This is a genomic window from Carboxylicivirga sp. (assembly GCF_982718395.1).
This window is the reverse complement of the sequence record NZ_CEXQWX010000157.1, coordinates 1-13,719: the sequence shown is the minus strand read 5'-3', so window position 1 is coordinate 13,719 and position 13,719 is coordinate 1. Positions and strand designations below refer to the sequence as shown.

Genomic DNA, 13,719 nt, shown 5'->3' with positions numbered 1-13,719 from the left:
CCATTCAATCAATGACCCGAATGGATATTCTGCCATTCAACCGCTTCTATCTCGGAAATAATTCAACCATTGAAGATTTCTGTACGGTTAATAATGGTGTAGGTAAAATCTACATTGGTGACGATACCCGTATCGGTATTGGCTCTGTTTTAATTGGTCCTGTTTATGTAGGTAATCATGTTCGACTGGCACAAAATGTTGTTATCTCCGCTTTAAATCATAACTACCAGGATGTTGAAACTCCGATTTCAAAACAAGGAGTCAACACCAGTGAAGTATATATTGGTGATGAAACATGGATTGGTGCCAATGCAGTTATCTTACCAGGTGTATTCATTGGTAAACATTGTGTTGTTGCAGCAGGAAGTGTGGTTACCAAGAACATACCATCCTATTCTGTGGTAGCCGGAAATCCTGCTAAAGTAATCAAGGTATTCAATCAGGAGTCCAACAAATGGGTTAAAAAAACAGCTTAATAATTAACTATTGTAACCACCTCCTCCCGTTAAAACGGGATACTCCTCCTTTTGAAGGAGGAGAATGACGCAATATCTTCCCCTCCTGAATTTTAGGAGGGGTGCCGACAGGCGGGGTGGTATAATTTGTTACTAAAATCAATTGCTATGAAAACTATAGAGATCATTTTTTGGATATTATTCGGTATAATTTTTTACACCTATCTTGGTTACGGTATGGTGCTATCCATTCTGGTAAGCATTAAAAGAATCTTTAAGCGTCAACCTTTAAGCACCGCAGATGAGCAAGAATATCTGCCGGAAGTCACCTTGCTTATTGCTGCCTATAACGAAAAGGATTATGTGCAACAAAAAGTGAAAAACACCAGGAACCTCAACTACCCTAATCTGAAACAGGTTTGGGTAACCGATGGATCAAATGATGGAACACCGAATTTATTGAAGCAATATAAGGATGTAACCGTTTTACATCGGGATGAACGTAATGGAAAGATTGCTGCCATCAATCGCGGAATGAAATTAGTAGAATCACCTATTGTTGTCTTCTCTGATGCGAACACTTTATTAAGCGAAGATGCCATTCTGAGAATTGTTAAGCTGTTCAAAGATCCTGAAATCGGATGTGTATCAGGTGAAAAACGAATCATAAGTAATCTGACGGATGATGCTGCCGCTGCCGGAGAAGGTTTGTATTGGAAATATGAATCAACACTTAAAAAATGGGATGCAGAATTGAACACTGCTGTTGGTGCTGCCGGTGAACTGTTTGCTGTTCGAAAGCATTTATTCCGTGAAGTTGAAAAAGATACCTTATTGGATGACTTTATTATATCGCTGCGCATAGCCATGCAAGGTTATAAAATCGGATACGATCCTGAAGCATATGCCATTGAAACAGCCTCTGCAAATGTGAAAGAAGAGCTTAAGCGAAAAATAAGAATCAGCGCCGGTGGTATCCAATCGATTATTCGCCTGCTACCCTTATTAAATGTGTTTAAATACAAGCTATTGGCTTTTCAGTATATCTCACATCGTGTTCTGAGATGGACTCTTGCGCCTCTTTGTCTCATTGGCACCTTTATACTAAATGGCTTATTAGCATCACAATATCCTGTTTACGAATGGCTGTTTGTTTTGCAATGCAGTTTCTACGCCCTGGCTTTTACAGGCTGGATACTTGAAAAAAACAAATTACGCTTTAAAATTCTGTTTATACCTTACTATTTTCTGATTATGAACTATGCCGTATTCAGAGGATTTATCCGGTTCTTCAAAAACAATCAATCAGTCAACTGGGAAAGGGCGGCAAGAGCATAATATTCAGCAATAACTAAAGTCCTGTAAATATGGGATCTATAATGTAAACCTCCTTAACAGCATACAGATAATTAGGAAATAATAGCTTAGTTATATTGTATGACCCAACTGGGTTGCACTACCTGACCCAATTGGGTCAGATAATAAGTACACATAAGGATCGAATCCTTATTAAGCTGAATCGACAGTTAAAAATGAGCGTGAGATGCATAGATGTGCCGGACTTACAGCCCTCAATTGCATTGTCAATTAAGACCATAGCCCTTGCGGACTATGCTTGCACGTGTCGTTCTTACAGAACTAATAAATGGTATTAACCCCAGAGCAAACTGCGGGAAATTAAACCACGCGTCCTATCCGCCAAAGCGAACACGAAGGAGGATTAAACCTCGCTCACAATCTGGCCTGAAATGCTTGTTCCGCCCTAGCGGAAGCCTGCACATAGAAGCGCAGGATGAAACCCTGCGGTGCACACAGAATGATGACAAAGCTCTGAAAGTGCGAAACATCAGGCACTTCTGTCAATTGTCAATCGGCATTATTACTAAAATTCTATTCATAAAAAAGCCCCCGTATTTAATGGAGGCTATATAGCAAATTCAAAATTTATTAGTTCTTTTTATACAAAAGCAAAGCAGAATAAGTTGCAACTCCTCCCTGATCCGAGTGACCGCTAAACTTGATATCAATCAATTGATCTGTGGTGATGCCTTCTTTTTCTACAAAGGTATTAATCTGCTCATCCAATGATTGATCAAAATCGTCCGTTCCTGTATATTGAAAATGCTTTGTCACAATGTTACTCATATCACCAAATTTTATAATTCTACATCTTTTCCTTCTCCTACGGCAGAGTTTCATTTAAGATTCAAAAATCATTTCCAATTTTGACGAATGTTATCATTGTTTATTGCTGTAGCTCCATCCAATTTATGAATGCATTAAATTTTGCTTTATTATCTCCGATCCATAACAAAGATTCAGCATTGTATTTTGTGCTGCAAATAAAATAAGAGTACGCTTCGGTATGTGTAGCAATGTGTAATTGCTTAAAAAAATCAACATATTGGATATCAAAGAAATCCATCTCCCCAGTCTGCTCTTCGTTTAACATGGTGAACAAGGCCAGTGTTTGATTCACCAGTTTATAAGGTTCTTCAGGGTTATTAACCGATGCTTCACGGGCAATATCGTTTAGCTTGGATTCGGCCACTTTTAAACCAGAAACAGATGAATGCTTACTAATTGGCTTTGCAAATCCCGGCTTCTGCACCATGGCCACGTGCCATCTCACCTGTAAATCATCAAATAAAAGCTCTCTGTTCATCTCATCCACCTCTATAAACAGGGCATAGTACAAAGGCAACATACTTTTTAGTACTTCTCCTTTCTGCTTCATGATATCTGACAATAAACGATGACCTGCAACGTGTTGTTTATTCAACTGCAAGCCTTGAATAACTGCACGCTCTGCTTCATCCGGCTTTTTCAACTTCAGATAACTTTGGCCCATATTAAAATACAAAAGACTCTCATTGGGATATTTTTTCAACGCCTTTTTATACTCCCTGATTGCCTGTATATATTGTCCTTTGTTATTAAGTAAAGCACCATATATCAAAAGGGCATCTAGCCAATACTCATTGTCTTTGGCTAATACGTTACGACAGTAATAAAGTGCTTCCTTGTCATCTTTAATCGTCAAATAGGTAAAGGCTAATTCATAATGCGCCTCAATATTCTTTTTATCCAGTGTAATAGCCTGTTTATATTTATTAATGGCATCTTCATAAAGTTCATGACCAAACAGAGCCTGACCTTGTTTGATCAACTTTTCCGATTCACTTTGCTGGGCCTGGAGATGAAAAAAGCCCATCATCAACAACATTAGTATCGTTCTCATGCTGTAATGATAGACTTTTATTATTGATCCGTCAAACAATTTCAATAAGAGGATCAGGTTTAACGCTTGTTAACAATCAAGCGACCTATATTGACTACAATTCCTTTAACTCAATGGTTTTTAAAACAGCCTCCACTTCGCGTACCAAAATACCTTTCAGTGCTTTAGACGGAGCATAAACATAACCACTCAACATTAGTAATTCGTTGTTTTCCTTATCCTCGTAAAAGAAATCAACAAACGGACCTCCCATAAAATCACCTTGTACTTTCCATAGTCCTCTCAGCTCAGTCCATTGTCTGTCTGCAAATTTGGTTTTCCTGACAGATACAGGGTAGTTTTCCTCGGTCGACATAAACGAACCTTCATATTCTCCGGGAATCTGCTGACAAAGCAAATTGTTCCTGAATTGTAACAGTCCATCAGCATCAAAATTATCGATTGAATCAAGCGGGCAACGGTACACCAGGATGCCCAACTGACTGCCCATACGTTCATCGTCAAGCCAGCTAAACTGCCCGTCCGATTTTTTCAACTTGAAACCTTTAGGAAAATAAAGACTAAACGGATAGTTATCTTCGATATGCTTCACTGCTTCCGGCTGATAAAGATTGGTATAGGAACTGGCCATTGCCCTGATATCGCCGTTGTAAAAAAAACCTTTAATGGTTGGCCATTTCTGTTCCAGCAACGAACCCAACTCTTCTATTGTTGGTGATACAACCTCAACAACACTCTGATTCTTTGCCCATTCCTGTCGGCGATAATTGACACGACCAGCGTTTATATCGGGACGAACAGAAACCAGAAGCACATTACGATAGGTTCTGAAATGTCGCTCAAACTGCCCGAAAGCAATGCGGGTTTTCCTGAATAAAAGCTCCTGCTGTGGCAATGCCGGAAATTCATCCTTTAATAACTCCTTTAATAATTTGCCCGATTCAGACAACCAATGCTCATCCTCAATAACGACGAGTAACTCGCCGGGAGAACCAATGGCACGCGGTTTAAATTTTGACGGTTGATCGGTACATGCCGCTACCAATATAACGGTAGTAACTATTGTAATAGCCAATAACCAAACCCTATTGCTGATTGTGTTGATATAATTTTTCATCTGTTTATGTTCTATTTTTATTTGTCAGATGGAACTCTCAAGTAAATTTTAATCATGCCCCTTAGACAACTCGTAATTAAAATTTACATGTTCGTTTCATGGTATTCGATTTAAATGGTTAGAGAAATGAACGACACCGGCTGAATCGATTATAATCATACTATCTTTAGGCACGGATGAAACAATCGGTAAAAAAACAACCGGTGTCGGTCTATATATAGATTGGTTTGAAGAGTTAATTCAAAACAAAGTTCACAGGTAATGTATAGGCTACCCTTACATTTCGATCCCTTTGCTTGCCCGGTGTCCATTGAGGCATACTATTAATAACCCGTAAGGCTTCTCTTGATAGATTCTCATCAGGACTACGGACTACTTTTGTATCAACAACATTACCTTTTTCATCAACCACAAATGAAACATATACTCTGCCGGATGTGCCGATTTCAATACATATTCCAGGGTATTTAACACTGTTGGCAATAAATTTCAGTAAGGCAGATTCTCCTCCGGGGAACTGAGGCATTTTCTCAACTCTGATAAATGTAATCGGTGCCTCATCCGTTTCGTCTTTCATTTCAGGAAGCTCAAATGCTTCGAAAGGTATCTCTGAAAACAAATCAGGGCCATCATCAATTACTGGTGTTTCATTATCCACAATAATGATGTTTTTTAAAGCAATTGGTTTAGGTAACTCTTGCTTTGGCTTCTCTTGCGTAGTAATAGGTATCACTTCCACATCATCTACAAATGGATCGTCCCATACCGGTATCACAGCCTTTTCAGTCGATGATCCCCACTCAAAGGCTGCCAACGATGCACCCAAAGCTATTATTAAACCCACCTGAAAAAAGACTCCTCGTTTACGCTCCAGATCAGCGTGTCTATATTTTTTTGCTTTCATGACGATTTATTTATGAGGTTACTAATGTTAGTTGTCTTTTAATAGTCAAGGGGTGTTCCATTTTATCAATACTCGTTCAACTATTTATCACCACAGAATACAAAACACTACATATGTGCCACTTACAACAATCGAAATTTTTATTTTTACTATTTTCATTGGTATGAAACTCAACTAATAAACGCCCTGTTGGGCGCTTTTGCCCCAGACATTATCGCACAAAAAAGCCGATGTTCCATTTTATCGTCTTTCGATTCGAATTTGCAGGGTCGTGCTGGATACATCGGCTTTTATTCTGAAAAATTATATCGAGAACGTTTTCTCAACATGAAAAGGGAATTTTTACTACTTCATATATTAACTTTTAATAGTTACTAATACTGTGTTAAACATTACTGCTATTGCAGTCTGAAACGAACAGGTACAGAATAGGAGACTTTAACCGCCTTACCTCTTTGCTTACCTGGTTTCCATTTGGGTAAGCTTTTGACAACCCTGACAGCTTCCTGTTCCAGGTTGGCGTCTGTACCACGATAGGCTTTTACATTTGTTACTTCACCTTTCTCATTTATCACAAATGAAACACTAACCATTCCTTGTATTCCATTCTCCTGACAAATAATCGGGTATTTCACATTATGAGCGATGTACTTTAACAAAGCTGCTGTTCCGCCCGGGAATTCGGGCATTTCTTCTACAATCATGAAAATCTGATCTCCTGGTTCTTCATCTTCCGGCTCAAGCATTGAAAAATCAACTTCGAATTCCTCATCCATTTCCATATCATCGATTTCCAAATCTTCATCCAACTCCACATCATTATCCACGATTTGTAAAATATCTACTGCTCTTGGCGGAGGCGGAGGTGGCGGTGGCTTGACTTCCTCTTGTCTTGTAATAGGCGGTGCCTCTTCTTCCAGGACTTCTTCATCAACCATAGCGAGCATACTCACTGTAGGATCTGTTGTTGTCCACTCAAAAGCTAATAATACTAATCCAAGTGTGACAATTAATCCAACCTGAAAGAACAGAGCCCTTTTTCGCTCCAGATCGGCCTTTTTACTTTTCTTTACTTCCATAGGCAATTGTTTTGAGGTTTCACGTTAAGTTACTTTGATCAACTTATAGCCAAGTTGCATACCAAAAGCCATCAACAACATTTATCAAACACAAACATCTCCTCATATAAGACTGATAATCTAGGATTTAAAATATTTTCCAATTTTATTAACACAAAAAGACGCACTGAATTGCAGGACAGATATAACGCCCATCTGGGCGAAAACAAGTAGCATTTTATCCCCGTCATTCTGTTCTAAAAAGATTACTTTTGCATTGCAATCTGTATTCTGTATACCCATGGAGTCTTCACAACCAATTTCTTCGTACAGCTCTTTAATCAATGAAGCAATAGAGCAATTTACCTGTAGTATGGATAATGCACTATTCCGATTGGTAATTGTTAGTGATGAAGGTCTCATATCACAGGTTCACGGCAAGCTGATGTTCCCTAAACGTTATGAATTAAAAGAAGGACTTAACTGGAAGATGATTCAGGAACATATTCAATGGGAGGATCAGCAACAGGAAAAAGGCTTTATCAATATAGGAGATAAAGTTTATAACTTGGTTTACCACTGTAACACTTCGCAGTCAAAACTATTGCACATTTACCTAATCTCATCCATTGATATCGAATTCCCCTGGTTGCAGATTGCTACATCATCATTAAACACATCCATTGAAGCAGTTTTAAAGGATGCCAGCATGCAGCAGCAAATGGATGATACGCACCAATTCACCTTTGCGATGATGAACGCTTTAAAGATTGGTGTGATTTCGGTCAGTACTGAGGGTGTAATCAAATATGCCAACGATCTGGCTTGTCAATGGATTAATATACGGCGGAGGGAACTGCTAAAAATATCAGTCCGCAAGCTTATCCCCAGTTGGAACAATATTTATCAACTGGTTAGCTCGGGCGAAAAGTTTATTAATGAGGAAATAGCGATAACCACTTCAGACGGCAAGGCCAAATTTAATGTAACCATCACACCCATTCTTAACCAGGAGAATGTCAAACTGATTGGAATGGTAATCGCCATCCGGGAACTGGAGAATGTATATCACCTGGTTAATAAATATACGGGTATGCAGGCCCGGTTTGTATTTAAGGATATTATTGCCAAAAGCCAGAAGATGCGCAAACTGGTTGAATACGCCCAAAATATATCAGATAGCCCTTCAACCATATTAATTGAAGCTGAGAGCGGAACGGGCAAAGAGGTGTTTGCCCAAAGTATTCACAATGCCAGCAGTAGAAAAGACAAAGGTTTTGTGGCAATTAACTGTGCAGCCATCAGCGATAATCTGATAGAAAGTGAACTGTTTGGTTATGACGAAGGGGCCTTTACTGGTGCTAAAAAGGGTGGTAATCCGGGTAAGTTTGAGTTAGCCAACGGCGGCACATTGTTTCTGGATGAAGTTGGTGATATGAAACCCGAAGTTCAGGTTAAATTATTACGGGCAATACAGGAAAGTGCCATCACCCGTGTTGGTGGTGAAAAAACAATTCCAGTGGATGTGCGTATTATTGCAGCTACTAATAAGAACCTGAAGGAAGAGGTCGATAATGGTAATTTCCGTCTGGATTTATATTACCGGCTAAGTGTTATTCCACTTAAAATACCGGCTTTAAGGGAGCGAATGGAAGACCTGCCATCACTTATTCGTTTTTTTCTCAACAAAAAGTCAGTTCGGCTTCAAAAACAAGTTCCACAGATTCGTTACTCAACCCTGCAACAGTTTCTTGAATATAACTGGCCGGGAAACATCCGCGAACTGGAGAATGCCATTGAGCAATATGTGATGCTGGACGGTAATATTCCTTTCGAAAATCTTAAGAAAGCAAATAACTCATTGGAAATTATTCAATTAACAGATTCTGATTCGACAGAAAACAGTTCTGTTCCACAACTAACTACTGTGAAAGAAATGGAACGAAATCTGATTGTTAATACACTTCGGCATTACAATTATAACATGACACATTCTGCACAATCATTGGGATTCAGCCGAAATACCTTATACCTGAAAATCAAAAAATACGCGATCCATATCAATCAGTAATATGTATCATTATATGACACTGTAATTTTTTAGGACATCAAATTAAGAGCGATGTCCTTCTTTAGGACATTGCCAGCTTTCGTTTTCATTTCTCACCAAACAGCAGATTTCATTCTATCTGTTTATCTGCCCCTTACAAGCTTTGGCACATCCTTGGCACCTTCCTGTTCAAACAACAATGAGCATGGAAGCACATGTAACGCATCAGATTTTAATTTGCCTGGGTAGCTCTTGTCATTCAAGAGGCAATGCAGAGAATTTAAAATTCATACAAAACTTTCTGAAGGAACGAAAAATTGATTCCAATATTGATTTCAGAGGACACCTTTGTAATGAAATGTGCAAGAGGGGGCCGGTTATCGAAATTGATGAACATGTATATGAAGGTGTTACACAAAGTAATCTTCCGATTATCTTATCAAACCACTTTGATAAAGCCAAATGCATTTAAAGCCGATATATACTGAAGTTAACGATTGCAAAGATTGCTACAAATGCATTCGCGAGTGTCCTACAAAAGCTATTAAGGTAAGTGATAACCGCGCCTCAGTGCTAGATGATCTATGCATTTACTGTGGTCATTGTGTGGCCATTTGCCCATCAGGTGCTAAAAAGGTACGCGATGGCATTTCACGGGCAAAACTGCTTATCAAAGAGAAAAAGCAGGTTTATGTTTCCCTGGCTCCATCTTATGTGGCTGAGTATGGCATCAATGAAAAACCATTACTCGAAGCTTTAAAAACATTAGGCTTCAAAGGTATTTCTGAAACGGCACTGGGTGCACAGGAAGTATCCAGACAGGTAGGTCATTATCTTAAATTCCGTCAAAGTGGAGCTTACATCTCCTCAGCCTGTCCAGTGGTGGTTGAGCTGATCCGTAAATATTACCCTCAACATACCATGGCCATTACGCCATATATGTCGCCCATGTTAACTCATGCCCGCATGTTAAAGCAATGGTATGGTAATGATATCGGTGTTGTTTTTATCGGGCCTTGTATTGGTAAAAAGTCAGAAGCCGATTCATCTGACTTAGTAGATGTTTCCCTTACTTTCAAAGAGTTGAATGAGTGGTTAAATGCCGAGAACATCGATCTGGATAATCTGTCCGGTTCAAAGCAATGCAATTTTGAACCACATCAGGCCAATGCTGGTGTGATTTATCCATTGGATGGCGGCATGGTGAAGACCATTAAACAAGCCAACAACTCTGGTGACAGTAACTTTATGAGTTTTACCGGACAGAATATGGTTCGTAATATTCTGGATAACCTGGATGATCTTGGTAAAAACGCGCCCATATTTCTGGAGTTACTGGCTTGTGAAACGGGCTGTTTAAATGGGCCGGGCATGAGTGACTGTAAGGATTTAGCAGGAAAATGCCTGAATATTAAAAAGCAATTTAACTGCCGTCAGGAAAAGGGAAACACATGTCTACAACAAGAACAGACTTTTAATATTGAACGTGACTTTTTTAATATTGAGTCGGTCAAGATCAATCAATATTCAGCTAATGAAATTAAAGAAGCTTTGCATAGCATTGGTAAGACAGCAGTAAGTGACGAACTTAATTGCAGTGGATGCGGCTATGATACTTGTCGTGACTTTGCTCAGGCGCTTCTGAGCGGTAATGCTGAAACAGCCATGTGTGTTTCTTATATGCGCATGGTGGCCCATCATAAAGCAACCATTCTGGTTCAAAAAATTCCATCAGGTGTTGTCATAATCGATGATCAATATAAGGTAGTTGAGATGAATGCTAGCTTTGCCCGGTTAATGGGAAGTGAAACAGAACTATGCTATGAAGCCAATCCCGGCATGCGGGGCGCTGAAGTCAACAAATTAGGATCGTTTGCCAAACTGTTCAAAACTGCATTGATGACAGGCAAGGAATATTACGAGTTACCGGTTACTGAAAATGACAAAAACCTGCAATTATCTATTTTTAATATTCAAAAGCACAAGCTTGTAACAGGTATTATCCAAAGTGCGCGTCAACCCGAGTTCCGCCAGGAAATTGTTGAAAAGCGCACACGTGAGGTCATTAAAAAGAACATGGAGACTGTGCAAAAAATTGCCTTTCTTCTGGGCGAAAATGCTTCTTACACAGATTCTCTTCTAAACTCAATATTAGACGCCCAAAACGAAGACCATGCATAACAGGCGTTTTTATATAGAAGCTGAATTATGCCAGGAACGCAAAGCCTTACAGAATGTATGTGGTGATGCCTGTGAGTCGAGAAAGTTAAAAGAAGAAGATCGTTTAATAACTGTATTGTCGGATGGCTTGGGCTCTGGTGTGAAAGCCAATATACTTGCTACCATGACCACCAGTATGGCACTTCAGTTTACGGCTAAAAATGATCCTCTGGAACATACGGCTGACTTTATCATGAACACCTTACCGGTGGATTCCAAAAGGCAGATCAGCTACTCTACCTTCAGCATTCTGGATATTAACTGCTTTGGCGATGCTAATATTGTAGAATTCGACAATCCACCTGTTTTAATCTACCGCGATGGCAATTTTGTCAGTCTGCAAGCTGAGCCGAAGAGAATCAGGCGAAGTGATACCCTGTCAGCCACAGTGCTTTATTCGCATGTTAAGTTGCAGAAAGAAGATCGCATCATCATTGTGTCGGATGGAATTACCCAATCGGGCATGGGCAGTTCAAAGATGCCTTTTGGCTGGGGTAGCGAAGGCTTAAAAAGCTTTACCCAACAAACCATTAATAATCAGCAAAACATATCAGCAAAACAGCTTGCCCGTAAGATCATGCAACGCGCTAAAGCCAATGATGCTGATCAGTTTAAAGATGATGCCAGCTGCCAGGTTATTTATTGCCGGGAGCCACGCAAACTGGTTTTGGCATCAGGCCCGCCATACTATAAAAATTACGATGCGGTTTTAGCCGAACGATTGGTGAATTTCGGTGGCGCAAAAATCATTTGTGGTGGCACAACATCTAAGATTATTTCCCGCGAATTAAAGCGCGATATCAGCATCGAACTGAATAACTACCGACCGGATTTACCACCGGTAGCACAAATGGAAGGTATCGATCTGATTACTGAAGGCATTTTAACATTAGGAAAAGTTTCTTCCATACTTGAACAGTTGACGAACACAAAGGTGAAAGGCGAAGGACCGGCAGAGCAGATGGTTAAGCTACTACTTGACTCAGATTCTATTCTGATACTTGCCGGCACACAGATTAATAATGCTCATCAAGATCCCAACTTACCTGTTGAATTGGAGATCAGAAGGAACATTATTAAAAAAATTGCTTCAATACTGGAAGATAAATTCCTTAAAACAATAGAAATAGAATACTTATAACCATGTCAGATATACTCGCTATACCAAAATACAAAGTTCAGATATGTTGTGGCACAATGTGCTACATTATGGGTGGAGCTGAACTACATCTTTTAAATGACAGCTTACCAACAGAGCTTAAAAATAAAGTAAATATTGAAGGTATACCTTGCATTGGCAATTGCAATCACGACGAAAAGTTACACCCTTGCGTGCTAATCAATAACATGCCTGTGAATAACGCATCCACGCATAAAATAATTAAACACCTGCTAACACTCGAAGAGAATGACTTATTATAATAACGCTGTGATCACCAAACGTGAACTGCTTGTTCGGTTGATTAAACTGCTGCAAAACGACGAATTGACGGATAAGATTGATCGCATTCCTCTGGAGATGCGGCCTCGCACTAATTCTCCAATCAGATGTTGTGTTCATAAAGATCGTGCAGTTATTAAGTATAAAATTATGGCATTGCTCGGCTTTAACATTGCCGATGAAGAAGATGAATTAACACCTCTGCGCACCTATGCCGAACAGGCCTTAGAGGGTTATGAGCAAAACGGTAATTTTTTAACAGTGGTTGATGAAGCCTGCAGCTCATGTGTACAGGTTAACTATACAGTCAGTAACCTTTGTCTGGGCTGCGAAGGGCGTCCGTGCCAGGTCAACTGTCCGAAAGATGCCATCATGGTGCTTAACGGGAAAGCCAATATCGATCATCAGAAATGTGTTAATTGCGGTATTTGTCAGAAAGCCTGTCCTTTTCATGCGATCGCCTACTTACCTGTTCCCTGTGAAGAATCATGCCCGGTTAAAGCTATTCGCAAAAATAATGATGGTATTGAAGAAATTGATTTTGACAAGTGTATTCATTGCGGTAAATGCATGACAGCCTGCCCCTTTGGTGCCATCTCTGAAAAATCGCAGATACTCAAACTTTTCTACAATATTAAAAACAAGAAAGAAAAAACAGTAGCCATGGTAGCTCCGGCTATTCTCAGCCAGTTTAAGGCCAGCGCAACACAAATTATGCAAAGTATTAAAGACATCGGATTTGATGCGGTAATTGAAGTGGCTGAAGGTGCCAATCAAACCACCGATCATGAGACACAGGAATTATTAGAGCGGCTGAAGAAGGGTGAAAAACTTATGACTACATCCTGTTGCCCATCTTATATCCAATTTACTGAGAAACATGCTCCTGAATTAAAACCATATGTGAGTGATACACCATCACCTATGGCCTATACAGCCTTGCTGGCAAAAGAACGCTATCCTGATCATCGGGCCGTATTTATTGGCCCATGCCTGGCTAAGCGAAGTGAAGCATTTAATAACTCACACATCGACTATGTGATTACCACCGAAGAACTGGGGGCTTTATTTGCTGCGTTAAAAATTGACTTTGCGACCAGCAACGAACACTCTTGTTCCACTAATGTGCGTCCTGAGAGTCGTGGTTATGCTGCATCGGGTGGTGTAACAAATGCCATCAAAACTATACTGACGAGCGATCATCAAATCAACACTGAACTGATTGATGGTATA

The 13,719-nt window shown here is 39.7% G+C and carries 13 protein-coding genes; 8 read left to right on the top strand and 5 right to left on the bottom strand.

Features of this window, described 5'->3' with window-relative positions; all coding sequences use genetic code 11:
• On the top strand, positions 1-476 hold a 476-nt coding region (locus AC4MRQ_RS20865), incomplete at its 5' end, for an acyltransferase (RefSeq protein ID WP_491199658.1).
• A gap of 147 nt (positions 477-623) precedes the next feature.
• A complete protein-coding gene (locus AC4MRQ_RS20860; protein WP_491199657.1) occupies positions 624-1,793 on the top strand; it encodes a glycosyltransferase family 2 protein in 1,170 nt (389 codons plus the stop codon).
• 609 nt (positions 1,794-2,402) lie between these two features.
• On the opposite strand, the gene AC4MRQ_RS20855 is transcribed toward AC4MRQ_RS20860, so the two are convergent.
• The 5 genes from AC4MRQ_RS20855 to AC4MRQ_RS20835 all read right to left on the bottom strand — a co-directional run bounded on the left by AC4MRQ_RS20855 (position 2,403) and on the right by AC4MRQ_RS20835 (position 6,796).
• Positions 2,403-2,600 (bottom strand): sporulation protein Cse60, encoded by a 198-nt coding sequence (locus AC4MRQ_RS20855; protein ID WP_491199656.1) that lies wholly within the window; start codon positions 2,598-2,600, stop codon positions 2,403-2,405.
• Positions 2,601-2,700: 100 nt separating this feature from the next.
• Positions 2,701-3,696: a tetratricopeptide repeat protein gene (locus AC4MRQ_RS20850; RefSeq protein WP_491199655.1), complete on the bottom strand. Its 996-nt coding sequence runs from the start codon at positions 3,694-3,696 to the stop codon at positions 2,701-2,703.
• A gap of 94 nt (positions 3,697-3,790) precedes the next feature.
• Positions 3,791-4,813, bottom strand: coding sequence for a DUF4837 family protein (locus AC4MRQ_RS20845; RefSeq protein ID WP_491199654.1), 1,023 nt, complete (start codon positions 4,811-4,813; stop codon positions 3,791-3,793).
• 235 nt (positions 4,814-5,048) lie between these two features.
• Positions 5,049-5,717, bottom strand: a complete 669-nt coding sequence (locus AC4MRQ_RS20840) for an energy transducer TonB (RefSeq protein ID WP_491199653.1) — start codon at positions 5,715-5,717, stop codon at positions 5,049-5,051.
• A 398-nt stretch (positions 5,718-6,115) separates the two neighbouring features.
• On the bottom strand, positions 6,116-6,796 hold the full coding sequence (locus tag AC4MRQ_RS20835) for an energy transducer TonB (protein WP_491199652.1): 681 nt from the start codon (positions 6,794-6,796) through the stop codon (positions 6,116-6,118).
• Positions 6,797-7,148: 352 nt separating this feature from the next.
• On the opposite strand from AC4MRQ_RS20835, the gene AC4MRQ_RS20830 reads away from it, so the two are divergent.
• The 6 genes from AC4MRQ_RS20830 to AC4MRQ_RS20805 all read left to right on the top strand — a co-directional run.
• Entirely contained in the window at positions 7,149-8,846 is a 1,698-nt protein-coding gene (locus AC4MRQ_RS20830; RefSeq protein ID WP_491199651.1) for a sigma-54 interaction domain-containing protein, read from the top strand.
• Between the two features lie 184 nt (positions 8,847-9,030).
• Complete coding sequence (locus AC4MRQ_RS20825; RefSeq protein WP_491199650.1) at positions 9,031-9,297, top strand: (2Fe-2S) ferredoxin domain-containing protein; 267 nt, start codon at positions 9,031-9,033, stop codon at positions 9,295-9,297.
• Positions 9,288-11,006, top strand: coding sequence for a [Fe-Fe] hydrogenase large subunit C-terminal domain-containing protein (locus AC4MRQ_RS20820; RefSeq protein WP_491199649.1), 1,719 nt, complete (start codon positions 9,288-9,290; stop codon positions 11,004-11,006). Before AC4MRQ_RS20825 ends, AC4MRQ_RS20820 begins: the two co-directional genes overlap by 10 nt.
• Entirely contained in the window at positions 10,999-12,186 is a 1,188-nt protein-coding gene (locus tag AC4MRQ_RS20815; protein WP_491199648.1) for a SpoIIE family protein phosphatase, read from the top strand. The genes AC4MRQ_RS20820 and AC4MRQ_RS20815 overlap by 8 nt, the downstream gene beginning before the upstream one ends.
• Positions 12,187-12,188: 2 nt before the next feature.
• Positions 12,189-12,467 (top strand): (2Fe-2S) ferredoxin domain-containing protein, encoded by a 279-nt coding sequence (locus AC4MRQ_RS20810; protein WP_491199647.1) that lies wholly within the window; start codon positions 12,189-12,191, stop codon positions 12,465-12,467.
• Positions 12,454-13,719 (top strand): monomeric [FeFe] hydrogenase (locus AC4MRQ_RS20805; protein WP_491199646.1); only part of this gene is annotated, 1,266 nt, incomplete at its 3' end. The genes AC4MRQ_RS20810 and AC4MRQ_RS20805, both read left to right, overlap by 14 nt.

Bases quoted from the DNA above. Each gene is read 5' to 3' on its own strand.
- AC4MRQ_RS20825 (WP_491199650.1), top strand. From the start codon at position 9,031: ATGGAAGCACATGTAACGCATCAGATTTTAATTTGCCTGGGTAGCTCT.
- AC4MRQ_RS20820 (WP_491199649.1), top strand. From the start codon at position 9,288: ATGCATTTAAAGCCGATATATACTGAAGTTAACGATTGCAAAGATTGC.
- AC4MRQ_RS20830 (WP_491199651.1), top strand. From the start codon at position 7,149: ATGGATAATGCACTATTCCGATTGGTAATTGTTAGTGATGAAGGTCTC.
- AC4MRQ_RS20850 (WP_491199655.1), bottom strand. From the start codon at position 3,696: ATGAGAACGATACTAATGTTGTTGATGATGGGCTTTTTTCATCTCCAG.
- AC4MRQ_RS20810 (WP_491199647.1), top strand. From the start codon at position 12,189: ATGTCAGATATACTCGCTATACCAAAATACAAAGTTCAGATATGTTGT.
- AC4MRQ_RS20840 (WP_491199653.1), bottom strand. From the start codon at position 5,717: ATGAAAGCAAAAAAATATAGACACGCTGATCTGGAGCGTAAACGAGGA.
- AC4MRQ_RS20855 (WP_491199656.1), bottom strand. From the start codon at position 2,600: ATGAGTAACATTGTGACAAAGCATTTTCAATATACAGGAACGGACGAT.
- AC4MRQ_RS20845 (WP_491199654.1), bottom strand. From the start codon at position 4,813: ATGAAAAATTATATCAACACAATCAGCAATAGGGTTTGGTTATTGGCT.
- AC4MRQ_RS20860 (WP_491199657.1), top strand. From the start codon at position 624: ATGAAAACTATAGAGATCATTTTTTGGATATTATTCGGTATAATTTTT.
- AC4MRQ_RS20815 (WP_491199648.1), top strand. From the start codon at position 10,999: ATGCATAACAGGCGTTTTTATATAGAAGCTGAATTATGCCAGGAACGC.
- AC4MRQ_RS20835 (WP_491199652.1), bottom strand. From the start codon at position 6,796: ATGGAAGTAAAGAAAAGTAAAAAGGCCGATCTGGAGCGAAAAAGGGCT.